This window comes from Pseudomonas oryziphila (genome assembly GCF_003940825.1).
GTDB classification, from domain to species: Bacteria; Pseudomonadota; Gammaproteobacteria; order Pseudomonadales; family Pseudomonadaceae; genus Aquipseudomonas; species Aquipseudomonas sichuanensis.
The window spans coordinates 1,467,885-1,492,552 of sequence record NZ_CP034338.1 but is presented as its reverse complement, the minus strand read 5'-3'; the positions used below and the strand labels follow the sequence as shown (position 1 = coordinate 1,492,552).

Below are 24,668 nucleotides of genomic sequence, written 5' to 3'. Positions count from 1 at the left end.
GTAGGCGTCGGCGCGTGGGAAACGGCGATATTACCTTACACGTCGGTCATCTCCATCGGCGTGCCGAGGTGATCGCAGTGATACCAGGCAATCGCGTCGAACAGTTGCGGTTTCACCTCGGTGTGCCACAGCGGATCCTGCTCGAAGTCGTACTCGCGCTGACTCCAGTCCGGCACCTTGTGCAGGCGGATCGGGCTCTTGCGTAGCGCCTGGGCAACCGGCACGAAGCTGCCCGGTTCGTACAGGTAATGCACAGTGCGGCCAGTATCGCCTTCGTCGCGTGGCGGTGAGCTCTCCCAGGCCAGGCTGTCGCCATCCCAGCCAAACAGGGTGAACCCGCAACCGAGGTCGCGTTGACGCTTGGCCCGTTGCAGCTGGTTCCAGCCGGTGCCGGCTTCAGGGCGATCCCAGAAGTGCGCCACTGAATGTTTGTGCAGGCGCCGGCCCAGGGCGTCGTAGCTGTAGTCGACCTTGAGCTTATCGTCGTTGTAGCTCGCTAGCCGGTCGAACAGGTCCCAGGTGAAGTGGGCATGGGACCCGTTGTGCAACCGGTGGATCAGGTTGCCGCGTTCGTCGTATTTGTAGTGGGTCCCGGCGTACTCGCGCAGCAGGTTGTCCATCAGTTTGTTACGGCGTGGATCAGCTTCCAGCGGGCGATTCAGTTCCTGAGTCTTCTGGTCCAGCAGGTTACCGGCCGGGTCGAAGGCGAAGGTTTCCACGCCCAGGCGGCTGGTGGCCTTGAGCAGGCGGCCCACCGGGTCGTACTGGTACTCCAACGCTCCACGACGGCTGTCGCTGATATTGGCCAACTGGCCGGCAGCGTCGTAGCGGTACTGACGCTTGAGCAGCGTGGACTGGCCGTCATGGCTGCCCAGCAGCTGTTCCTGTAAACGCCCAGCCGGGTCCCAGGCCTGGGTCTGCATTAACTTATTGCCCTGATGCCGCACGATTTCGCGGTGCAGGTCATCGCGCTCGTAGGCCAGCATTTCGTGCTGGTCGAGGGTCATGCCGAGCAGGTGGCCGCTGCCGTAGGTCAGCCAGCTGACCTTGTGGCCGTCCGGGCGAATCGTCGCGGTGCGTTGGTTGAGGGCATCGTATTGGTGCTGCCACACCGCAACCATCGGCGTGCCGGTGGCCATACAACCTTACAAAGGCCATTTAGACCAACTACTACCACTGAGGAATATCGGAAACCGCCTTCAACCTAACGACCGGACTCCTATCAGAGATTCTTATCAATGTGTTAATGAGAACATCGATATCATCAGCAAATGCAGTGAACGCACCCCACCCGTACTCGCCCGCTATATTCGCGACACATACAAACTCACAGCTACCAATAAAATCTCCGTAAAGGTCACGACCTATACAAGAACTTGAATCCTCCAAAAACACAGACAAATTCGTCGCACTTGGCGACTCGATATCTTTGTACTTTGCAAGAAAATTGTATCTCTTCAGAGCCACCAGATATTCATTATGCTCATCTACCATCGCCTTGAACCTACCACCTCGATCCTTGAAGATAAACATAGGCATACCCCCACCATGATACTCTCCAGGCAAGTACAACCTCCCTGATTGATCAGCACAATAACAAATATCAATAAAGCTCCGCAGCACATCTTTAAGTTCAGCGCAAGAATCAAACCCAATCTTGGCACTTCCATTCATCGCAGTCACCAAAGCAAAAGAATCTCGATCATTCGCAGGGATTGACTGTATACGCTCGCTGGCAAGCTTTTTGAATTCAGCAAATTGCGCCATGCAATATACTATTTTGAACATTTTATTTATCTCGGATATGTAACAATAATTGACACACCCTTTTTACTTTTAGCATGAGCGTGCGGACCACTGTGGTGATCGGGATGTCCGTCCCCGACCATGTGAAGGTGCCCATCAGGATGGTCAAACACTTTAGAGCTGTCTTACCGAATTCTTCTACCCAAAGTACTTATGCCTTCAGCAAGTAAGCATGAGCATTGTTTCCCTCGTCTCTCCGAATTTAGTTCCGAAGACAATATCTCTTCCCCTCCCTTCCGAACTCTCGGCACCTGAGCGTGTTGCTGGGCTACTCGCATCGCCTCTCGTCGACTTTTTGCAGCAATGACCTTAGCTAAACCCAGCGGGTCAATCCAATCGATAGGATTCGGTGCGTATGTAGCTAAATTCAGACCACCCGCGTAGCTTATTGGATCTTGGCCAACAAATCGCCCAACCGCAGGGTCATAGTACCGGTACCGGTTGTAATGCAGCCCGGTCTCATGGTCGTGGTATTGCCCCTGGAAGCGGAGCGGGTTGCCCATACCACGCTGCTTGGCCCACGCCGAACGCTCCTCACGCACCTTGCCCCACGCCTTGTACTGCCCGGTCCAGGCGACGCTACCCTGCTCATCGGTCAACTCCATCGGTGTGTCGAGGTGGTCGCAGTGGTACCAGGCAATGGCATCGAACGGTTGTGGCTTCACCTCGGTGTGCCACAGCGGATCCTGATCGAAGTCATACTCGCGCTGACTCCAGTCCGGCACCTTGTGCAGCCGGATCGGGCTCTTGCGCAGCGCCTGGGCCACCGGCACGAAGCTGCCCGGCTCGTACAGGTAATGCACAGTGCGCCCGGTATCGCCCTCATCTCGCGGCGGTGAGCTTTCCCATGCCAGAGTGTCGCCATCCCAACCGAACAAGGTAAAGCCACAGCCCAACTCGCGTTGGCGCTTGGCCCGTTGCAGTTGGTTCCAGCCGGTGCCCGCCTCGGGGCGATCCCAGAAGTGCGCCACCGAATGCTTGTGCAGGCGTCGGCCCAGAGCATCGTAGCTGTAGTCGACCTTGAGCTTGTCGTCGTTGTAGCTCGCCAGCCGATCGAACAGGTTCCAGGTGAAGTGCGCGTGGGCACCGTTATGTAGCCGGTGGATCAGGTTGCCGCGCTCGCACTGACTCTGGTTATCCAGGCGAGAGAATAGGGAGTTTATTTTCTCTACATGAGGCCATTAAAAATAAAGCCGCCCCCTGTTACTCAATTATTTATATGGCATGTGCGCAGAAGCTCCTCAATGTCGTCGTCATTGTGTGAGTGGTAGTGCTTTCCAAGTAGCTCAATCTCCATCTCCTCTATTGAAGATAAATAGTTCTGAATTCTCCAGGCGTCGAGCTTTCTTGGGCTTTTTTCCATGTCGTCATGGGCGTCTATTAGCTCGCCTGTAGCGCACTTTGTAAAGCATACTCCTGCTCCGTGCTTTTTGAACCCCCAAGACTCCTGATTAATTTTTATAACTCCATGTTTTGGCCAGTTTTTTTCATTCTTTGTCAGTGCCAGGTAGGCGCATACTAACTGCTGTTGGATGTCCGAAAAATCTTTCGTTATTTCAATGAATTCTTTTTCTGTAATTTTTTTCATGAACACCTCGATTCATACATGTCATTCTCAAGTTTCTTTGCGGTTTCCGGATCAACTTCATGCACTATAACTGGAGCCTTGGGTATACCTGCTTTGCTTGCAGCCTGAGCTCTATGATGCCCGTCGATTATTATTATCTGGCCATTGACCTCTGCTACATCCACCGGGTGATCATGATCGTAGCCGTTCCTTCGCATCCTTGAAGAAAGTTTGTCAACTTTATTTCGCGACATTTCTGCGCGAGTCTGCCTGGACCTTAGGTTTCTTGGGTCAATTTCTTTCGGTTTGTCTGGGCAGATCTCACAGCTGCATACTGTATCACCCATTTTTTTAGATAGACCTAGCGGGTCGATCCAGGAAATAGGATTGGGGGAGTAGACAAATAAATTTAAGCCGCCAGAATATTTTATAGGGTCGCTGCTTATAAACCTGCCAAGTTGGAAGTCAAAATATCGATAGCGATTGTAGTGCAGCTCCGTCTCATGGTCGTGATACTGCCCCTGGAAACGCAGCGGGTTGCCCAGGCCATGCTGTTTGGCCCACGCCGAGCGCTCTTCACGGGCTTCGCCCCAAGCTTTGTACTGCCCCGCCCATGCAATGCGGCCCTGCTCATCGGTCAGTTCCATCGGCGTACCGAGGTGATCGCAGTGGTACCAGGCGATCGCCTCGAACGGTTGTGGCTTTATCTCGGTGTGCCACAGCGGATCCTGATCGAAGTCATACTCGCCCTGACTCCAGTCCGGTTGCTTGTGTAGGCGGATCGGGCTCTTGCGTAGCGCCTGGGCAACCGGCACGAAGCTGTCCGGTTCATACAGGTAATGCACCGTACGCCCGGAATCGCCTTCATCGAGAGGCGGTGAGCTTTCCCAGGCCAGCGTGTCGCCATCCCAACCGAACAAGGTAAAGCCGCAGCCCAACTCGCGCTGGCGTTTGGCCCGTTGCAGCTGGTTCCAGCCGGTGCCCGCCTCGGGGCGATCCCAGAAGTGCGCCACCGAATGCTTGTGCAGGCGACGACCCAGGGCGTCGTAGCTGTAATCGACCTTGAGCTTGTCGTCGTTGTAACCGGCCAGCCGGTCGAACAGGTCCCAGGTGAAGTGGGCATGGGACCCGTTGTGCAACCGGTGGATCAGGTTGCCGCGTTCGTCGTACTTGTAGTGGGTCCCGGCGTACTCGCGCAGCAGGTTGTCCATCAGTTTGTTATGGCGTGCATCGGCTTCCAGCGGGCGATTCAGCTCCTGAGTCTTCTGGTCCAGCAGGTTACCGGCCGGGTCGAAGGCAAAGGTTTCCACGCCCAGGCGGCTGGTGGCCTTAAGCAGGCGGCCCACCGGGTCGTACTGGTACTCCAACGGACCACGACGGCTGTCGTGGATGTTGGTCAGCTGGCCGGCGACGTCGTAGCGGTACTGACGCTTGAGCAACGTGGATTGGCCGTCATGGCTGCCCAGCAGCTGTTCCTGCAAACGCCCTGCAGGGTCCCAGGCCTGGGTCTGCATCAACTTATTGCCCTGATGCCGCACGACTTCGCGGTGCAGGTCATCGCGCTCGTAGGCCAGCATTTCGTGCTGGTCGAGGGTCATGCCGAGCAGGTGGCCGCTGCCGTAAGTCAGCCAGCTGACCTTGTGGCCGTCCGGGCGAATCGTCGCGGTGCGCTGGTTGAGCGCGTCGTACTGGTGCTGCCACACCGCAACCATCGGCGTGCCGGTGGCCTGGTAGTACTGATGCTCGCGGCTCAGGTTGCCGGCGTCATCAAAGAACCATTGCAGCTTGCTGGCGGCGTTCACGGCCTGGATCAACTGGCCGTTACCGTCGTAGGCGAAGGTTTCGCACTGGCTCTGGTTGCCCAGGCGGGCCGTACGCTCACTCAATCGGCCCATGGGGTCGAAGGTCAAGTCGATACGGCGCTGGCCAACCTGGGTCGAGGCGAGGCGACCGTTGTGCGGGTCGTACTGGTAACGGGTGACCAGGCCATCGAAGCCAGTCTCCTGCAGCAGCCGGCCCATCGGGTCGTAGAGGAAAGTGGCCTTGCTCGCGTTCTCGTTTTCCAGGCCGATCAAACGGCCAAGCTTGTCCCAGCGATAACGCAGGGTATGTTCATTGGCGTCGATGCGTTCGCTCAGCAGGCCTGCGGCGCTGTAGGCCCAAGTGGTGCAGCGGTCGAGGGCATCGACATGCGCCAGCAGACGGCCTTCGGCGTCATAGTTGAAGCGCTCTTCGGTCTGGTCCGGGTGGGTGACCTTGGCCAACTGGCCGGCCTGGTACTCGTAGGCGGTCTGGTTGCCGGCTGCGTCAAAGAATGCGGTCAACTGGCCAAGGGTGTTGTAGGCCCACTGGCTGCGCTTGCCCGAGCAGTCGGTGTACTCAAGCAACTGCCTGGCGGCGTTGTAGGCGAGTGTCTTTTCGTTGCCCAGCGCATCCTTGATCGCCTTGACCCGCCCGGCCGGGGTGTAGGCGAACTCGGTCTTGTTGCCCAACGGATCGACGCTCTCGACCAGGTTGCCGCGCTCGTCATAGTCGCGTAGCCACAAGCCACCCTCGGCATCGCGCAGTTTGATCGGCTGGTCGTGATCGTCGTAGGCGTAGTGCACCGTGCTGTGGTCGGCGCGGATGTGCTGCAGCAGGTTGCTGCGTTCATCGTAGGTGTAGCGGTCCTGGCTGCCGTCGGGGTGGACGTGGCGGATGACGTTCTTGCGCGGGTCGCGGAACAGCCATTCCTCACGACCATCCGGGTGGATCAGGCGGTAGGTGTAGCCCAGGGCGTCGTAGTAATGCCAGGTCTGCTGGCCGTGGGCGTCGGTGACATAGGTCAGGCGGATGTTCGGGTCCCAGGCCAGGCGGGTCTCGAAGCTGCCGTCGTCGGTCCATTCATGGATGGCCTTGGCGTGCGGGCCGCTGCCGTCCCATTCGAGGTTGATGCCGCGCCCGGTGCGGTCGGTGTAGCGGGTCAGCAAATGATGCTGGTACTGGTAGTGCCAAGCAGCGCCGTGCTCGTCCTGGGCGGCGATCAGGTCGCCGTGGGTATCGTAGTGGTAGGCGCACAGCTGACGCAGCGGCGTGCCGTCGACCACCTGCCACAGGCCCTGGATATGCCCATGGTCGTCGAGCAAGGTGCCCAATTGCAGATGGCGTTTTTCGGGGTCGTTGTCGGAGTAGGTGTTGATATCCGACAGCACCGGCCGGCCGTTGAACCGGTGCTCGTAGTGCAGCATTGCCCCGGCGCCGCTGCGCAGCTGGATGTGCGTCAGGTAGAAGCGGTCACCCTCGCGGGCATAGGTTTCGCGGCGGTCCAGGCCACGCAGCAACACCAGTTGCTGCTCGGCGGTGCGCACCAACGTCAGGTATTCAATGGCGTTGTGATGGTGTTTGCCAACCTTGGGCAGCGGGAACTCATGGCTGCGACCATCAGCATCATGCAGCACCAGGCCCTGGCCGGACGTATCAAAGCAGGTGGTGAACTCGGTGATCCATCGGGCGCCAAGCGAACCTTGATCAAGGGCCGCCAGCCGCGAGTTGTACACCCGTGTCCAGTTGACCGGGAAAGGCCCGGACAGACTGAAGTCCTGGTGGGCCAGTGTCTCGTCACCGAGCACATGACTGATGCTGAAGCCGGTGCAGGCGCAGGGGCCGTTCTTCTCGGGCTTGGGCTGCTTGTTGGCGCGGCCCTGGCGGCGGGTAGCTTCGGTCGGCCCTTCGCTGCGAATCAGCCTGGCCTGCGCAGTGGCGTTGGGTTTGAGGTTGACCGCCACTCGCCAGCTTGGCGGATGGGCCTGCACAGTCTGCAGCAGCTGGGTCAGCAGCCAGGCGATGCTGTGCGGCCGTTCGGCCTGGCCGAGGGCAGCAAGCTGCTTGGGCACCGCTTCGGCCAAGCTTTCAAGTGTGGCGATCAGTGGCTTGAACAAGGCCTCGAGCTCGCCGCTGAAATGCCCGGCGACGCTGTTGTAGGCCTGTTTGAAAGTGCCTTCGGCGGCGTTGCCCAACGCCGCCAGGGCCAACAACCAGGCATCCGCTTCCAGCGCCGAGTCGTACAGGGCCACCTCGGCCAGTTGCTGGCGCGCCGTGCGCCGACTGGCCTGGGCGTCCAGCCGGCCCTTGGCGAGGTCGTCGAGGGCGCGGGCCAACTGGCGAAGCAGCGCCTGGGCGAGCTCACCGGCCTGGGCGAGCATTTCTGGCAAGTGCTGCAGCGCCCCGCTGATGAAGTTTTCCAGCTCGCCGCGGATGCTGGCGTGCAGGTGGCCTTCGAGGATTTCCAGCAGCACCGCGTCAAGGCGCGCACCAGGGCGGCGGCGCAGGGTCTGGCGGGTCAGTTGCAGCACCGGGCGCAACACCCGGCGCGGGATGGCCATGCCCGGTGGAAAGGGCACCACGCCGATCAGGTTGATACCCAGGCTGACCCACAGCAGCGGGTCGCTGCCAGGGTGTTCGACCAACTCGATGAGGTCAGCCAGCACATCCACGGCGGCCAGGGCGTTGGCAACAACAGGGGTGTTTTCACCGAGGTTGCGCAGGGTCTGCAAGTCGAGCAAACCGCTGCTGATGCCGTGCAGCCAGTCGTTGACAGCCGCAGCGGCGAGGCCCAGGTCCTCGCTGAGCAGGGTTTCGAGGGGGGCAATGGCGAGCTCGACGTCGTGCTCGGTGAGGGTGGTCATGGGGCTAGCCTTCCTGGCCATGGCTTGGGAAGGCGAAATGATGGTGAGCAGATGCCGCTCTGTATGTCGGAACGCGTCGCGGCATCGACAGGAAAGGGATGAGCTAGCGGTACGTTAAATCGTGCGAAATGACCAGTTGATCAAACAGGGTGTTCATTACCGCACGAAGCATTGGTTATCTGGCACCCGCTTCGCGGGTGATCGCGGCTAAAGCCGCTCCCACAGAGGAATCGTGGTCCTTGTACGAGCGGCCTTGTGTCGCGAAAGGGCTGCACAGCAGCCCCAAGCAATATCAAACCGTCAGCCCAAGCCAATCTCCACCTGCCCCGCCACCACCCGCACCGGCCACACCCGTAACTGCTGCGCCGAGTCCTCCAGGCAACGCCCGTCCTGCAGACTGAAATGCTGCTTGTACAACGGCGCCGCCACCACCAGCTCCCCCTGCAGGCTGCCCACCAGCCCGCGGCCGATGATATTGGCCCCCGAGCGCGGGTCGCGGTTGTCGATGGCGTACAGCGCCTGCTCGTGCCCGGGCAGGTAGAACAGCGCCACCTGCTCGCCCTCATGCCATACCACCACACCGGAATCGGCGACCAGGTCGGCAGCCTGGCACACGGCCTGCCAGCTTGATTGGTTTGCCACAGCAGCATTGGACAGGTTCATCAGACAGCCTCCTCATGGGTCGGGATCAGGTGCAACGCTGCAGCAGGCCGGCGCTGGCCGCGCTCGCGGACGAAGTGCACATCGGGGTCGGCGCGCCGGTCGTTGACGAAGGTGCGGAAGCGCTTGAGTTTTTCCGGGTCGTTCAGGGCGTTGGCCCACTCGCATTCATACTGCTCGACCACATGCTGCATCTGCGCCTCCAGCTCGGCGGCCAGGCCCAGGCTGTCGTCGAGAATCACCTGCTTGAGGTAGTCCAGCCCGCCGTCCAGGCTTTCGCGCCAGACCGAGGTGCGCTGCAGCTTGTCGGCGGTGCGGATGTAGAACATCAGCACCCGATCGATCAGCCGCACCAGGGTTTCATCGTCCAGGTCGGTGGCGAACAGCTCGGCGTGGCGCGGGCGCATGCCGCCGTTGCCGCACACGTACAGGTTCCAGCCCTTGTCGGTGGCGATCACGCCGATGTCCTTGCTCTGCGCCTCGGCGCACTCGCGGGTGCAGCCAGACACCGCGAACTTGAGCTTGTGCGGCGAGCGCAGGCCCTTGTAGCGGTCCTCCAGGCGCAACGCCATGGCCACGCTGTCCTGCACGCCGTAGCGGCACCAGGTGCTGCCCACGCACGACTTCACCGTACGAGTCGACTTGCCGTAGGCGTGGCCGGTCTCGAACCCGGCCTCGATCAGTTCGCCCCAGATCAGCGGCAGCTCATGCAGCTGGGCGCCGAACAGGTCGATGCGCTGGCCGCCGGTGATCTTGGTGTAGAGGTCGTACTTCTTGGCCACCTGGCCGATCACGATGAGTTTTTCCGGGGTGATCTCGCCACCGGGGATGCGCGGCACCACCGAATAGGTGCCGTTCTTCTGCATGTTGGCCATGAAGGTGTCGTTGGTGTCCTGCAGCGGCACCAGCGCCGGGTCCATGATCGGCTGGTTCCAGCACGAGGCGAGGATGTTGCCCACCGCCGGCTTGCAGATGTCACAGCCAACATGGCCCTTGCCGTGGCGTTCGAGCAGTTCGTGGAAGCTGCGGATGCCCTCGACCCGCACCAGCCCGTAAAGCTCCTGGCGGGTGTAGGCAAAGTGCTCGCACAGGCTCTTGTCGACGGTCACGCCGCGGGCAGTCAGCTCGTGTTCGAACACCTGCTTGAGCAACGCCGCGCAGCCGCCGCAACCGCTGGCGGCCTTGGTGCAGGCCTTGACCGAGGCCAGATCGCCACAGCCGCTGTCGATAGCCGCGCACACCGCGCCCTTGCTGACGTTGTGGCACGAGCAGATGGTCGCGCTGTCGGGCAGTGCATCGGCGCCCAGCGCCGGCGCGCCGCCGCCCTGGGGCAGGATCAGCGCGGCCGGGTCGGCCGGCAGCTTGATGCCATTCTGGGCGTATTGCAGCAGGGTGTCGTAATAGCTGTTGTCACCCACCAGCACCGCGCCGATTACGTGCTTGCCGCTGGCGTCCACCACCAGCCGGCGGTAGCTGGCGTTGGCCTCGTCGATGAAGCGGTAGCTGCGCGCGCCCGGCGTGGCGCCGTGGGCATCGCCGATGGAGCCGACATCCACCCCCAGCAGCTTGAGCTTGGTCGACATGTCGGCGCCGGTGAATTCGCTGGCCGCCGCCCCCATCAGCAGCGCCGCCAGGTTGCGCGCCATGGCGTAGCCCGGGGCAACCAGGCCGAACACGCTGCCGTTCCACGAGGCGCACTCGCCGATGGCGAAAATCCGTGGGTCGCTGGTGCGGCAATGATTGTCGATCACCACGCCACCCCGGGCGGCAATCTCCAGGCCACTGGCCCGGCCCAGGGCATCCTGGGGGCGGATACCGGCAGAGAACACGATCAGGTCGGTTTCCAGGTGTTCGCCGCCGTCGAAATTCATGCGGTAGCGGTAGTCTTCACCGGCACTCACCGATTGGGTGGCGCGGGACAGGTGCACGCCCACGCCCAGCGCTTCAATCTGCGCCTTGAGTGCCGCGCCACCGTCGCTGTCCAGTTGCACCGGCATCAGCCGGGGCGCGAACTCCACCACATGGGCCTCCAGCCCCAGCGACTTGAGTGCGTTGGCCGCTTCCAGCCCCAGCAGGCCACCGCCGACCACCACGCCACGGCGGGCGTCACTGGCGGCGCTGCGGATCGCATCAAGGTCATCGAGGGTGCGGTAGACCAGGCGGGCATTGGCGCTGCAGCCCTCGACCGGCGGCACGAACGGGTAGGAACCAGTGGCCAGCACCAGTTGGTCGTAGCCGTAACGGCCCTCGGCAGTGACCACCTCGCAGCGCTCACGATCGATCTGAAGTACCGCCTCGCCCAGGTGCAGGTGCACGCCGTGGTCGCCGTAATAGCCCTGCTCGCACAGGGCCAGGGTCTCGGCGCAACTGCCGGCGAAGTACTCCGACAGGTGTACCCGGTCGTAGGCACGCTGGCGCTCTTCACCGAATACATGCAGCTCGAAGCGCTCGAGTGCACCCTGCCCGATCAGTTGTTCGACACAGTGGTGGCCGACCATGCCGTTGCCGACGATGACCAGTCGTGCCCGTTGTGCGCCGTTCGCTGTTGCCTTCATAGCCGTTCCTCGATCACGGAAAACAAAAAGGCGCCTGGAGCGTAAGCTCCAGGCGCCTTTGCCTGTACTCATCAATGTGAGGCCCCTGGGTTGATCGCCGTTGATCAGTGGGGCTGTTGTGAATCTGTCAAAGCAGAGACTGTGCCAAGACCATCAAGTCGCGTGGCTTCGCCGGCCTCTTCGCGGGTAAACCCGCTCCCACAGGGCCTGCACTGCTCCTGTGGGAGCGGGTTTACCCGCGAAAAGGCCGGCGCAGGCAACCCATGAATGCACAGCCAAGGTGCACTGCTCCCCAACGCGGGGCACTCAGTACACATCCCGCCGATAACGCTTGTCGCGCCCCAGCGCCTCGACATAGGCATCCGCCGCCGCCGCATCCATGCCGCCATGCTCGGCCACCAATTGGCGCAGTGCCGCATCCACATCCCTGGCCATGCGCTGGGCATCGCCGCAGATGTACACATACGCCCCCGCCTGCAACCACTGCCACAGCTCGGCGCCGTGTTCCAGCAGGCGCTGCTGCACATAGATCTTCTCGGCCTGATCGCGGGAAAACGCCGTGCTCAGGCGCAGGTGCCCGCTGGCCTGCCAGGCCTCCAGTTGCTCGCGGTAATAGAAGTCGCAGGCCGCCTGCTGCTCGCCGAAGAACAGCCAGTTGCCCCCGCTGGCCGCGCGCACCTCACGCTCCTGGAGGAACGCGCGAAACGGCGCCACACCGGTACCGGGGCCGATCATGATGATCGGCAGGCTGTCGTCCTCTGGCAGGCGGAAGTGCCTGGACGGCTGCGGGAAGATCGCCACTTCCAGCGCCTGAGCCCGGTCGGCGAGAAACGCCGAGCACACCCCTTTGCGTTCGCCGTAGCGCACCGTGGCCATGGTCAGGTGCACCTGCCCAGGGTGCGCGGCGGGGCTGGAGCTGATCGAGTACAGGCGTGGCTGCAGCGGTTTGAGCAGCGTCAGCCAGGCATCCAGCGCCAACTGCTGGGGGTATTCGCGCAGCACGTCGGCCAGTTGACGGCCCCACAGCCAGTCTCTCAATGCTGTTTTGTCCTGCAGCAGGTCGCGCAACGCCTCGGCCGACTGGCTGAACACTTCAAGCTGCTGCGGGGTAACCCGGGCGATTTCCAGGTGCCGCTCCAGGGCCACGGCCAGGGGCATCGGAGCGTGCCCCTTGAGCTCGACCTGGGCCTGGCCATCGAGCTGCATCAGCGCCAGCAGTTCGCTGACCAGCGCCGGGCAGTTGCGCGGCCACACGCCCAAGGCATCGCCGGGCTGGTAGGTGAAGCCGCTGCCGCTCAGGTCGAACACCAGTTGGCGGGTTTCCTTGGTCGAGCCGGGGCCGTTGAGCAAGCGGTTTTCCAGCAGCGGCGCCAGCCAAGGCTGCTGTTTGCTGTAGTTGTTTTCCGGCTCGGGCTCAACGCAGATTGGCGCGGCGCTGCCCAGTTCGGGCAGCAGAGCCGCCAGCCAGGCAGCAAAGGCCTCGCTATGCTCAGGCTCGCAATCGACCCGCGCCAGCAGGCGCCGCCCGCCTAGCTCAGCAAGGCGCTGGTCGAGCTTGCGACCGAACCCGCAGAACTGGTCGTAACTCGAATCGCCCAGCGCCAGCACCGCAAAAGGCAGTGCCGCGCAATGCTCGCCCGCCTCGCCCTGCAGCGCCTGCCAGAACGCCGCGCCACTGTCCGGAGCCTCGCCATCGCCGAAGGTGCTGGCGATCAGCAACACGCTGGCGGCGCCCTGCAACTGCGCAGGCGTCATCGCCTCCATGCAGCTCAGTTGCACCGCCAGCCCGGCCTCGCGCAGGTGCTGGGCGCAGCGCTCGGCCAGGGCCTCGCCCGTGCCGGTCTGCGAGGCCCAGAGCACGTGGTGGCATGGCGCGGCATCGATCACCACGGGTGCTGGCGCCGGTTGGGCGAAAAGCCCGGCCAACAGGCCATCGACGAACAGCCGCCGGGCCGGCGCCAGGGGTGCGCTGGCCGGCAGGCTCGGCACGCCTTCGCTACGGGCCTGGCCCAGGCCCAGCAAAAAGCCCTGCAGGTAGTGGCGTTCGTCTTCGGCCAGCACCGGGGCCGGCAGTGCGTCCAGGCCCAGCAGGCGGGACAGGGTGGCGGTCGGCATGGTGGCAGGCTCCGAAGGCGTGGCGGTGGTCAGGTCGAGGGCTTCGATACGTTCGCCGGCAACCCGCTCCAGGGCCACGGCGCAGTGCTTGAAGGCCGGTTGCAACGAGGTGGGGTCGACCGCATCGCAGGTCACCGCGTTGATCGCCAGTTGCGCGCCGTAAAGGTCGTTCCAATGAAACGGCGCAAAGCAGCCGCCGGGCAACACCCGGTCACTGAGCCGCGCCGGCAACAGCGCCTGGCCACGGCGCGAGCGGATCGCCACCTGGTCCTGGTCGGCGATACCCAGGCGCCGGGCGTCGTCGGGGTGGATCTCGACGAAGGGGCCGGGCTCCAGCTTGTTCAGGCTGGGCACCTTGCCGGTCTTGGTCAGGGTGTGCCATTGGTGCTGCACGCGGCCGGTGTTGAGCACGAAGGGATAGGCGTCGTCCGGCAGCTCGGCCGGCGGCAGCCAGGGCCGGGCGAAAAAGCGCGCCCTGCCGCTGGGCGTGGGGAAGGCCAGCGCCGGCCGCTCGCCATGCGCGTCGCGCAGCAGCTGCTGGCTGAGGCCGTCGTTGCGGTAACGCAGCGGGCTGCGATCGTCGCTTTGCCCTGGGGCGCAGGGCCACTGGCGTGGGCCTTGGCGTAGCTCGGCGTAGCCGATGCCGCGCAGGTCGTAGCCGGTGGCAGGGTTCCAGAAACGGCGGATTTCCTCGTACACGGCCTCGGCATCGGGGTAGTCGAAGGCCTCGGCGTAACCCATGGCGCAGGCGATGCGGGCGATGATCCGCCAGTCCTCCAGGCTTTCGCCGGGCGCCGCGACGGCACGCGGCATCAGCGTCAGGTTGCGCTCGCTGTTGATCATCACCCCTTCCCCTTCGGCCCACAGCGCGGCGGGCAAAAGGATGTCGGCATGGCGGTTGGTTTCACTGTCGAGAAAGGCATCCTGGCTGATCACCAGCTCGGCCTGGCCCAGGCCGTCGATCACCTGCTGGCGGTTGGCGACGCTGGCCACCGGGTTGCTGCAGATGATCCAGCAGGCCTTTACCTCGCCGGCCTTCATCTGCTCGAACAACGCAACGGTGCCCTCGCCGCCTTCGCTGCGCAGATGGCCGGGCGGCAGTTGCCATTGCTGCTCGACGAAGGCGCGATCGGCCGCGACCTGGGCCGAGCGCTGGCCGGGCAGCCCCGGGCCCATGTAGCCCATCTCGCGCCCGCCCATGGCGTTGGGCTGGCCGGTCAGCGAGAACGGCCCGCTGCCGGGGCGGCAGATGGCGCCGGTGGCCAGGTGCAGGTTGCACAGCGCGTTGCTGTGCCAGGTGCCGTGGATGCTCTGGTTCAGGCCCATGGTCCAGCAGCTCATCCACTCGCCGGCTACGCCGATCAGGCGCGCCGCTTCATGGATGTCGGCTTCGCGCAAGCCGGTGATGGCGGCCACCCGCGCGGGGGTGTAGTCGGCCAGGAATGCCGGCAGCTCATCCCAGCCCTCGGTGTGCCGGGCGATGAAATCCGGGTCGGTGTGGCCGTTGACGTGCAGCAGGTGCAGCAGGCCGTTGAGCAGCGCCAGGTCGCTGCCTGGGCGCAGTTGCAGGAACAGGTCGGCCTTGTCGGCGGTGGCACTGCGCCGGGGGTCGACGACGATCAGTTTGGCCCCGGCCTTGACCCGGTCGAGCAGGCGCAGGAACAGGATCGGATGGCAGTCGGCCATGTTCGCGCCGATCACCAGGAACACCTCGGCGCGCTCGAAATCCTGGTAGCTGCCCGGCGGGCCGTCGGCGCCCAGTGACTGTTTGTAGCCACTGCCGGCGCTGGCCATGCACAAGCGCGAGTTGGACTCGATATGGCGGGTGCGGATAAAGCCCTTGGCCAGTTTGTTGGCCAGGTACTGGGCCTCCAGCGACATCTGCCCGGACACATACAGAGCCACGGCGTCCGGCCCATGTGTGTCGATGATCGCGCGCAGCCGGGCGGCGGCCTCGGCGATGGCCTGGTCCATGCCGCTGCGTACCGGTTGCTGGCTGCGCTGGCGGCGTACGAAGGCATGGGCCATGCGCCCGGCGCTCAGCGGCACGTGGGCGGTCAGGCCCTTGGTGCACAGGCGGCCGAAATTGCTCGGGTGCTGCTTGTCGCCGCTGACCTTCACCACCTGGCCGTCGCTCACGCTCATGACGATGCCGCACCCTACCCCGCAATACGGGCAAACGCTGCGCACCTGGCTGTTGCTCATCGGCGATCTCCTGCTGATGAAACGACGAAGGCGCCGGCTGCCCCGCCTGCACTGGGCAAGCGGAGCAACACGGCGCCTTCGTCGTGATGAAAAGCGGCCATCGGCGTTGATGGCCTTGATAGTGAGTGCTCAGCAATTCTCAGGCCAGCGCTGGGCCAATTGCTGGCAAGCCAGCTCCCACAGGGTTAAAGGCGTGGGAGCAGGCTTGCCCCGCGATTGGCTCATGCACCGAGAGAGGGATCGACGCACCAACGGGTGGCACGCCTTGACTGTTTCGACATATGATTCATATACGTTTCATATATACGGATGACTTAGCCATGGGCATCGTCAAGATCAACGACGAACTCCACGAAGACCTGCGCATCGCCAGCGCCGCCCTGTCGCGCTCGATCAACGCCCAGGCCGAACACTGGATCCGCCTTGGCATGCTCGCCGAGCTGCACCCCCAGGCCACTTACCAGGAACTGCTGCGCCAGCTGCTGCGCCAGGAACAAGCCAACCTCAAGGAACTGCTGCAATGAGCAAGGTGATACTCAAGGACGCCGCCCAGCTGGCACTGATGCGCCGCGCCGGGCAATTGCTGGCCCAGGTGTTCGCCGACCTCGACGGGTTCATCCGCCCCGGCGTGACCACGATGCAGATCAACGACCGCGCCGAAGCCTTCATCGTAGGAACCCTCAAGGCGCGCCCGGCGAGCAAGGGCCAATACGACTTCCCCTATGCGCTGAACACCTCGGTGGACCATGTGGTGTGCCACGGCATGCCCAAGGTCGACGAGGTGCTCAAGGAAGGCTCTATCGTCAACGTCGACATCACCCTGGAACAGGGCGGCTATATCGCCGACTCGTCGAAAATGTACTGCCTGGGGCAGATCAGCGCAGACGCCCGGCGGCTGGTCGACACCACCTACGCCGCGCTCTGGAAAGGCATCGAACAGGTCCGCCCGGGCGCGACCCTGGGCGATATCGGCCACGCCATCCAGGCCCATGCCGAGGCCGCTGGCTACAGCGTGGTGCGCGAATACTGCGGGCATGGCATCGGCCAGCAGATGCACGAGGCGCCCGAGGTGCTGCACTTCGGCCAGCCCGGTTTTGGCCTGAAGCTGCAGCACGGGATGGTGTTCACCATCGAGCCGATGATCAACCAGGGTGGGCGCGGCACCCGCAGCCTGCGCGATGGCTGGACGGTGATCACCCGCGACCACAGCTTGTCGGCGCAGTGGGAACACACCGTGGCGGTGACCGAGAGTGGCTATGAAGTCTTGACCCTGCGCGCGGAAGAACAGCGCCACTGAGCCCTCAAGTCAACGCTCCTACAGGGGACTGCACAGGCCTGAAAGCGCAACCCCACGCCGCCAACCATTGCATTACAATCCGCGCCTGTTCCCCCGAGCCTCAGGACCGACTTTCATGGAAGAATCCGCACAGCGCTGGCTGTTTGCCCTCTCCGCGCCCATGGCCGCGCTCAACGGCGCCAGCTACACCGCCGCCGAATACTACGAAGGCGAGGACCAGTCCGACCTGGAGCGCTGGTGGGGCATCAGCAACCGTGCACAACTGCTGGACATGCTCGGCATGGCCGACACCGGCCACGCCACCGAGGTGAGTGAGGCCTATTGGCAATACCAGCGCTGCCTGCCCAGCCAGTGGCAGGCGCTGCTCGACGGGCTCAGCCCACGTGAGCGTGTCCGCCACGAATTCGCCGCACGCACCTTCCCCGACTGCGGCCCCGGCGGCACCCGTGCCTGGGACCTGGGGCGCATGAGCTTTTTGCTGCGTGCCGGGGTCAAGAACGACCTGGTCAGCCGCGAAGAAAGCCTCTACCTGCACTACCGCCTGGCCCTGCGCGCCCGCCATTACTACAACCGCTGGGACACCTACCTGGCCGGCTACCTGTTCGGCAAGGCGTTGTGGAACGTCAGCGACAGCAGCGACGAGACCTTCGCCGCCAACCTCGAACGCCAAGGCAGCGAGCACTGGAACCGCTGCATCCTGCTCAACCTGCGCTACGGCGCCCATGAACTGCTCGCCGGCCTGCCCTGGGACCTGCAACTGCCCGAACCGGAACGCCCCAACACGCTGGAAGAGGATTGCTGGTCATGAGCTGCTGGATTCGTCTGGGAATCGACCCCACCAACGACCTCGACGCCATCCGCCTGGCCTACCGTGGCCGGCTGCCAGCCCACCACCCCGAAACCGACCCGGAAGGTTTCAAGGCCCTGCGCGCGGCCTATGACGAAGCCTTGCGCCTGGCCCGCGAGCAAGAGGCCACGGCAGTCGATGCCAACGAGCAGCCGGCCGAGGAAGCCGCCGCGCACCCCGCGCTGATCAGCTTCCACACCCTGCTCGAAGAGCCGGCCCTGCGTTTCGACCCGCAGGCCTGGCAGCGCTACATCGCCGAACTGGACGAGCTGCCGCTGGACGAGCTGGACGAGCTGAGCTGGCAATTGCTGCGCGCCCTGTACGACTGCGGCCCGCTGTCGCACCAGTGCGCGGGCATGCTGGCCCGTCGCCTGGCCTGGGACCAGCAGCTGCTGCGCCTGGAAAACCCGCAACCGGTGGAAGCCTTCCTGCGCCGGCTGGACGAACCGGATCCGTTCGACACCGGGCTGATGCGTGACTGGCCACCGACTGCGCAAATGGAAACCCTGTGGTACCTGCGCAGCCTGGAGCACTGCTTCACCCAGCGCCCGCTGTTCGAATACGAGCAGTTCGCCAGTGTGCACACCTGCCTGGCGATGCCCAATGACCAAGCCCTGGTAGAACGCCTGATGGTGCAGTTCAGCCAGGCCGGCATTGCCAGCAGCACCTTCCATGGCCTGCTGCAGGAGCGCTTGCAGCAAGCGCCCGACGACGCCGACCTGCTCTACCTGCTGGCCCGCCAGGCCGATGCCCTGGGCGCCGAACAACAGGCCCTGGACTGCTGGCTGCGGTTGTACCGTGAGCATCGGCATCCACAGGCCGAACGCTGGTTGCTCGACCTGTGCGCGCGCCATCAACCCCAGCGCCTGCCGCTGCTGATCCAGGCCTTTGACCTGCAACACACGCCTGCCGCCTGGCCCGCCGAGCTGGCCGACCCGGCCCAGGCCTGGGGAAGCCCGGGGCAAGCGCCGCAGACCCTGGCGCGCTGGGCCGAAGCGGCGCGCCTTGAGCTGGGCGGCATCGCCGCCACCTTCGTCGACTGGCGCCTGGACGGCGACGACGAACTGCCGCTGCTGGCCTGGTTGCTGCAAGAGCAAGACGAGCACGCCCTGCACCAGCGCTACTGGCAGGCCTGGGCCTTGCAACGTGGTGAAGCCGAATTGCTGGGGCAGATCCTCGCCCAACACCCGAGCGAAGACCCGCTCGACGCTTTGATTCTCGAAGGTTTCCAGCGCCAGGCCGCACAGCAACTGCACTGGCTGTCACACGCCCCGGTATGCCAGGCGCTGACGCGGTATTGTGCCGACACCCTGCCAGGCGCCGAACTGCCCGCAGCCCTGAGCGAAGACGCGATTCACCCGGTTTGCCGCGAGTGGCTGCGGCGCCTGCGCTGCTACTCGGCCCAGGCGGTGTACGAACTCAACAATCACTTCAACATGCCACGTATGTTCACCGTGCCGTTCGCCCTGCATCTGCAGGGCCGCCTGGCCGAGGACGGCGTGGTGTTGCCGGCGATGCCCGAGGGCGAAGCGCTATGGCAATGGCACCGCCAGCAGTTGTTCATGCTGGCCATGATCGACCAGCCGACCCGCTGGCTGGCGCTGATCGACCCGGCCTTGCCCGGCCAGTTGCAGTACCCGCAGGAGCATCCGTTCGCCGCTACCCATGCCTTGCTGTTGCGCCACCCAAGCGGCGGCCTGCTCGGCAACCTGGACCCCAGCGACCCGCTGCAGGCTCAGGTCGCAGCGCGCATGGCGAACCTGCAGCAGGCGCTGAACAGCGACCGCCTGCCGAGCGCCAAGCAACTGGCGCAATGCCTGGGCAACGATGACGGCTCTGTGCTCGCGAAGAACCCGCTGGGCTACCTGCTGTTTTGCGCAGTGCTGTACCACGACCGCTCGCTTGACGAGGCGCTGCGTAGCCAACTGCGCGAGCGGCTTGAGGCGATACAGGTAACGGGCGACTGGTTCGCGCCCTGGCGCGCTGACCTGCTCAAGGGCAAGACTCGCACGGTACCAAACTGGGTGCTGCGCGAGCATGGCATCGACAGGCGCCTGGTGAGCGACCTGCTGGAGGCCCTGGACGCTCTGCTGGAGCGCTGCACACGCCCCACAACCCGCGTACTGCGCGCCCTGCAAAAGCACAAGGACAACCCGCGTGAGCACCTGGGCCTGCGCTGCGCAATCATGGCGCTGCTGGGCTGGTCCGAGCGCATGCTGCTCAAAGACCTGCAGTACAAACCCGTGCCGTTCTGGGCCGTATGGAAGCTCAACAGCCGCCTGGACCGTACAGGCTTCGGCCTGCACCTGGTGGCCATCGCCCTGTGCTACAGCCTCATGCTGACGGTGCCAGCGCTGATGGTGGTGGTCATCGGGTTGTTGATCAGTGCCTTGCTCAGGCGCCTGCGCGATCTGGGTCGGGGCATCCCCTCGCTGGTCCTCCTGGTGCTGCTCAGCCGCCTGCTGCCGGTAGTGCCATTGTTGTTGCTGGGCCTGCCCGGCGACCGGCTGCCGAACCGCTATGGCTCGGTGCCGGGACAGCCGGGTCTGCTGGACGACAGCCTGCAGGCCACCCTGCGGCACCTCAACGGTCAGTAGCGCAGTTCGTCGAGCGCCTGGCTCAAGGCCTGGCGCTCGCGGTTGATCTCGCTGGCCTGCTGGCGGGCCAGCACGTTGTTGAAGGCATCCAGCCAGCCGCCGATCAGCTCGCGTTCATCGCCCAGGCTCTGCATCCAGGCGCGTTCAAGGCGAGCCAGCAGGGTGCGGTTGGGCAGGGTGTCGCGCGGGTGGATCTTCAGCTTGGCCAGGCGCTCCTGGCTGGCCTGGCGTGCGTCGGCATCCAGCCCGGTGGGGCTGCGGTCGATGCTGTGGCTGTGCTTCTGGCCGCTTTCGAGGAAGGTCACGTCCACTTCCAGCAGGCCATTGATGTCGTAGCTGAAACGCACGTCCAGCGGCTGGATCTGGCCGGTCTGCTGCAGCGGGATCTCGAAACTGTCGACCAGGATGTTGTCGCGCACCCACGGCCGCTCGCCCTGGTACACGGCAATACGGACGAATTTCTGCTCGGCATGGCTACTGTAGAAGCGCTGCACCTTGGAGGTGGGGATCACCGTATTGCGTTCGATGATCGGCGAGAACGCGCCGGTGACGTCTTCGCCCCGTGAAGAAGCAATACCCAGGGTGTAGGGGCATACATCGGTCAGGATCAGTTCGTCGATGGCCGCGTCACGGGCCTTGCAGGCAGCCTGGCTGGCGGCGCCGAGGGCGACGATGGTATCCGGGTCCAGGTGCCGGTACGGCAGGCGGCCGAACAGCTTGGCCACCAGTTGCTGCACCTGCGGCATGCGCGTGGCGCCGCCGACCAGCACCAGGCTGTCCAGCTCGCGCGGGCTCAGCCGGGCATCGCGCAGGGCCTGCTCGATGGGGGTACGCACCCGCGCCAGCAACGGCGCCCAGATGGCTTGCAGCTTGAGTTCGTCGAGCACCCATTCGCGGGCCTGGCCGTCACCATTCCAGTTCAGTGTGCAGCTGCCCTCGCCCGCTTCGCGTTTGAGCTGTTCGATGGCGTCGCGCAGGCTGGCTAGGGCCTGGCCTTCGAGGTCTTCGAGGGCGAGGTTCCAGTCGCGCAGGCAGGCCAGCAGCAAGGCCTCGGTGAAGTCTTCACCGCCCAGGTAGTTGTCGCCAGTGGAAGCATGCACCTCGATCAGCGGCAGCGCGTACTCCAGCACGGTGACGTCGAAGGTGCCGCCGCCCAGGTCGAACACCAGGGTGCGCTCGAATTTCTGCTCGTGCAGGCCGTAGGCCATGGCAGCGGCGGTCGGCTCGTTGATCAGGCGTTGCACGGTCAAACCGGCCAGCTCGGCGGCAAACAGCGTGCGCTTGCGTTGCTCGTCGCTGAAATAGGCCGGCACCGAGATCACCGCCTCGCTCACCGGGCAACCCAGGTAGGCTTCGGCATCCTGCTTCAGTGCGCCCAGCACCAGGGCCGACAACTCTTCCGGTGTGAAGTGGTGCTCGCCCAGCGCATAGCGCTTGTCACTGCCCATGAAGCGCTTGAACGCTGCGGCGGTAAGCTGTGGGTGGGTGGTCAGGCGCGCCCGTGCAGCCTGCCCGACAAGGATGCTGCCATCCTCATCGATGCTCACCACCGAGGGGGTCAGCACTTCGCCAAGGGCGTTGGGGATCAGTTGTGCGGCGCCATCGCGCCAGACGGCAATCAGGCTGTTGGTGGTACCAAGGTCGATACCGAGTAGGGGCGCGGCTTGGGTCGCGGAGGGAGAGAGGCTGGCATCCTGCATGGTCGGTCTCGTGCTGGCGATAAGAACCGGCGCACGGCCTGCTGGCCACTTGCGGCGGACAGAGGATTCTGGCCGGTCCGGCTCACCGGTGAAGGCCAGAAACAAAAAAAGCGACCCTAAGGTCGCTTTCTCTGTTGCTTCAGGGTGTTCAGTGGGCCCTGAAGCTTAATATGGCGCGGCGGACGGGACTCGAACCCGCGACCCCCGGCGTGACAGGCCGGTATTCTAACCGACTGAACTACCGCCGCGCTATACATCGAGTGGTGGGTGATGACGGGATCGAACCGCCGACCCTCTGCTTGTAAGGCAGATGCTCTCCCGGCTGAGCTAATCACCCTTCGTCTCGGTGTGGTGCGCATTCTACGGAGGAGCCTGTACCCTGGCAAGCACTTTTTTAATTTTTTTTGAATAATTTTCAAGGACCTAGCGCAGCCGCTGTTTTCTTCCTTTATAGGGTGGTGCTGGCCCTCTGACAGGGTTGGCCTGAACCCACCGCTCGGAGAATAATGCCCGCCTTATGTATTGAGGAGAGATTGCCCCCCATGTGGTTCAAGAACCTGCTGACCTACCGCCTGACCCAGGATGTCCCGTTCGAGCCTGAAGCACTGGAAGCTGCCCTGGCCAGCAAGCCGGCCCGCCCCTGCGCCAGCCAGGAACTGACCACTTATGGTTTCGTCGCCCCGTTCGGCAAGGGCGAGGACGCACCACTGGTGCACGTCAGCGGTGAGTTCATGCTGATCGCCGCGCGTAAAGAAGAACGCATCCTGCCCAGCAGCGTGGTCAACGATGCGGTGAAGGAGAAAGTCGAAGAGATCGAGACCGAGCAGATGCGCAAGGTCTACAAGAAGGAACGCGACCAGATCAAGGACGAGATCATCCAGGCCTTCCTGCCGCGCGCCTTTATCCGCCGCTCGATGATCTTCGCCGCCATCGCCCCACGCCAGGGCCTGATCCTGGTCAACTCGGCCAGCGCCAAGCGTGCCGAAGACCTGCTGTCGACCCTGCGTGAAGTGATGGGCTCGCTGCCGGTGCGCCCGGTGAGCGTCAAGATTGCCCCGGTGGCGACCATGACCGAATGGGTCAAGGCCCAGGCGCCGGCTGCGGACTTCTATGTGCTCGACGAATGCGAGCTGCGCGACCAGGCCGAAGACGGCGGCATCGTGCGTTGCAAACGCCAGGACCTGACCGGCGAGGAAATCCAGCTGCACCTGAGCACCGGCAAGGTGGTCACGCAACTGGCCCTGGCCTGGCAGGACAAGCTGTCGTTCGTGCTCGACGACAAGACCGTGATCAAGCGCCTGAAGTTCGAGGAGCTGCTGCAGGAGCAGGCCGAGCAGGACGGCGGTGACGAAGCCCAGCAACAGTTCGATGCCAGCTTCCTGCTGATGATGATGACCTTCAACGAGTTCCTGCCGGCGCTGTTCGAGGCGCTGGGTGGCGAGGAGATTCCGCAGGGAGTTTGAAGAACAGCGGCAAGCTTCTAGCTGCAAGCGACAAGAAAAAGCCACAGCAACTGCGGTGCCTGCTCGGGCACCGCTTCTTCTTATAGCTTGGAGCTTGGAGCTTGAAGCTGAAACCGGAGGTTTCCCCCCGCCATGCGCGCCCTCGCCGCCCTCAGCCGCTTCGTCGGCAACACCTTCGCCCTGTGGGTGCTGGTGTTCGCCTGCCTGGCCTTTGTCATGCCGCAGTGGTTCATCGCCCTGAAGGTGGCCATCGTGCCGCTGCTGGGCTTGGTGATGTTCGGCATGGGCCTGACCCTCAAGCTCGACGACTTCGCCGCCCTCGCCCGCCAGCCCTGGCGGGTAGCGCTGGGGGTGGTGGCGCACTTCGTGATCATGCCCGGTGTGGCCTGGCTGCTGTGCCAGCTGTTTCACCTGCCGCCGGAGATCGCCGTGGGCGTTATCCTGGTCGGCTGCTGCCCGAGCGGTACGGCGTCCAACGTGATGGTGTGGCTGTCGAAGGGCGACCTGGCACTGGCAGTGGCGATCGCGGCGGTGACCACCCTGCTCGCCCCGCTGCTCACCCCGGCCCTGATCTGGTTCCTGGCTTCGGCCTGGCTGCCGGTTTCATTCATGGACATGTTCTGGTCGATCCTGCAACTGGTCATGCTGCCGATCGTGCTCGGCGTGTTGGCCCAGCGCCTGCTCGGCGCGCGGGTGCACGCGGCGGTGCAAGTGCTGCCGCTGGTGTCGGTGGTGAGCATCGTGATGATCGTCTGCGCGGTGGTGGCGGCCAGCCAGGCGAAAATTGCCGAATCGGGCCTGCTGATCATGGCGGTGGTGATCCTGCACAACAGCTTCGGTTTTTTGCTCGGTTACCTCACCGGCAAGCTGTGCAAGCTGCCACTGGCCCAGCGCAAGTCGCTGGCGCTGGAGGTGGGCATGCAGAACTCGGGGTTGGGCGCGGCGCTGGCGGCGGCGCATTTTTCGCCCCTGGCGGCGGTGCCCAGCGCGCTGTTCAGCGTATGGCACAACATCTCCGGGGCGTTGCTGTCGACCTGGTTCAGGCGGATGGAGGAGCCTTCGCCCGGGGTTGAGAGCACCGCCTCTGTCAGCAATTGATGTTGCCTGCTCCGGCCTCATCGCCGGCTTGCCGGCTCCCACACCGGTTTGCCGGCGATGAGGCAACCACCGATCCCTGAGACTTGCCCCGGCC

13 protein-coding genes, 2 tRNA genes and 2 pseudogenes are annotated in these 24,668 nt (G+C 63.9%); 6 read left to right on the top strand and 11 right to left on the bottom strand.

What is annotated here, in order from left to right:
- Positions 1-41: 41 nt before the first annotated feature.
- The 8 genes and pseudogenes from EJA05_RS07020 to EJA05_RS06985 form a co-directional block, all read right to left on the bottom strand.
- Positions 42-1,139 (bottom strand): annotated as a pseudogene (locus tag EJA05_RS07020) (RHS repeat-associated core domain-containing protein); the annotation flags it as partial.
- A gap of 31 nt (positions 1,140-1,170) precedes the next feature.
- Positions 1,171-1,788 (bottom strand): hypothetical protein, encoded by a 618-nt coding sequence (locus EJA05_RS07015; protein ID WP_125857760.1) that lies wholly within the window; start codon positions 1,786-1,788, stop codon positions 1,171-1,173.
- Between the two features lie 326 nt (positions 1,789-2,114).
- Positions 2,115-2,927, bottom strand: a pseudogene (locus EJA05_RS07010) (RHS repeat-associated core domain-containing protein); the annotation flags it as partial.
- A gap of 86 nt (positions 2,928-3,013) precedes the next feature.
- Positions 3,014-3,394: a DUF6896 domain-containing protein gene (locus tag EJA05_RS07005; RefSeq protein WP_125857759.1), complete on the bottom strand. Its 381-nt coding sequence runs from the start codon at positions 3,392-3,394 to the stop codon at positions 3,014-3,016.
- A complete protein-coding gene (locus tag EJA05_RS07000; protein WP_125857758.1) occupies positions 3,391-8,037 on the bottom strand; it encodes an RHS repeat-associated core domain-containing protein in 4,647 nt (1,548 codons plus the stop codon). The genes EJA05_RS07005 and EJA05_RS07000 overlap by 4 nt, the downstream gene beginning before the upstream one ends.
- Positions 8,038-8,337: 300 nt before the next feature.
- Positions 8,338-8,700, bottom strand: a complete 363-nt coding sequence (nirD, locus tag EJA05_RS06995) for a nitrite reductase small subunit NirD (protein ID WP_125857757.1) — start codon at positions 8,698-8,700, stop codon at positions 8,338-8,340.
- The gene (gene nirB, locus EJA05_RS06990; RefSeq protein ID WP_125857756.1) at positions 8,700-11,252 is read right to left on the bottom strand and encodes a nitrite reductase large subunit NirB; all 2,553 of its coding nucleotides are present in this window, start codon (positions 11,250-11,252) and stop codon (positions 8,700-8,702) included. Before nirB ends, nirD begins: the two co-directional genes overlap by 1 nt.
- Positions 11,253-11,558: 306 nt before the next feature.
- On the bottom strand, positions 11,559-15,572 hold the full coding sequence (locus EJA05_RS06985; RefSeq protein ID WP_125857755.1) for a bifunctional nitrate reductase/sulfite reductase flavoprotein subunit alpha: 4,014 nt from the start codon (positions 15,570-15,572) through the stop codon (positions 11,559-11,561).
- Positions 15,573-15,892: 320 nt separating this feature from the next.
- Between EJA05_RS06985 and EJA05_RS06980 the strand changes: the two genes are divergently transcribed.
- From EJA05_RS06980 to EJA05_RS06965, 4 genes are all read left to right on the top strand, one after another.
- Positions 15,893-16,096 (top strand): ParD-like family protein, encoded by a 204-nt coding sequence (locus EJA05_RS06980; protein WP_110993070.1) that lies wholly within the window; start codon positions 15,893-15,895, stop codon positions 16,094-16,096.
- Positions 16,093-16,869: a type I methionyl aminopeptidase gene (gene map / locus EJA05_RS06975; protein WP_125857754.1), complete on the top strand. Its 777-nt coding sequence runs from the start codon at positions 16,093-16,095 to the stop codon at positions 16,867-16,869. Before EJA05_RS06980 ends, map begins: the two co-directional genes overlap by 4 nt.
- A 115-nt stretch (positions 16,870-16,984) precedes the next feature.
- Positions 16,985-17,677 carry a DUF1266 domain-containing protein gene (locus EJA05_RS06970; RefSeq protein ID WP_125857753.1) on the top strand — a complete coding sequence of 231 codons (693 nt, stop codon included), beginning with the start codon at positions 16,985-16,987 and terminating at the stop codon, positions 17,675-17,677.
- Positions 17,674-20,313 (top strand): J domain-containing protein, encoded by a 2,640-nt coding sequence (locus EJA05_RS06965; RefSeq protein WP_125857752.1) that lies wholly within the window; start codon positions 17,674-17,676, stop codon positions 20,311-20,313. The genes EJA05_RS06970 and EJA05_RS06965 overlap by 4 nt, the downstream gene beginning before the upstream one ends.
- Here the strand turns inward: EJA05_RS06965 and EJA05_RS06960 are convergent.
- The 3 genes from EJA05_RS06960 to EJA05_RS06950 form a co-directional block, all read right to left on the bottom strand.
- Positions 20,307-22,013 (bottom strand): molecular chaperone HscC, encoded by a 1,707-nt coding sequence (locus EJA05_RS06960; protein WP_125857751.1) that lies wholly within the window; start codon positions 22,011-22,013, stop codon positions 20,307-20,309. The two genes, EJA05_RS06965 and EJA05_RS06960, sit on opposite strands and share 7 nt — an antisense overlap.
- A gap of 171 nt (positions 22,014-22,184) precedes the next feature.
- Positions 22,185-22,261 (bottom strand) — tRNA-Asp (locus EJA05_RS06955).
- Positions 22,262-22,274: 13 nt separating this feature from the next.
- Positions 22,275-22,350: transfer RNA gene (locus EJA05_RS06950), tRNA-Val, on the bottom strand.
- A gap of 205 nt (positions 22,351-22,555) precedes the next feature.
- Between EJA05_RS06950 and rdgC the strand changes: the two genes are divergently transcribed.
- Both rdgC and EJA05_RS06940 read left to right on the top strand, forming a co-directional pair.
- Positions 22,556-23,476, top strand: coding sequence for a recombination-associated protein RdgC (gene rdgC, locus EJA05_RS06945; protein ID WP_125857750.1), 921 nt, complete (start codon positions 22,556-22,558; stop codon positions 23,474-23,476).
- A 132-nt stretch (positions 23,477-23,608) separates the two neighbouring features.
- Entirely contained in the window at positions 23,609-24,574 is a 966-nt protein-coding gene (locus EJA05_RS06940) for a bile acid:sodium symporter family protein (protein ID WP_125857749.1), read from the top strand.
- Positions 24,575-24,668: the final 94 nt, after the last annotated feature.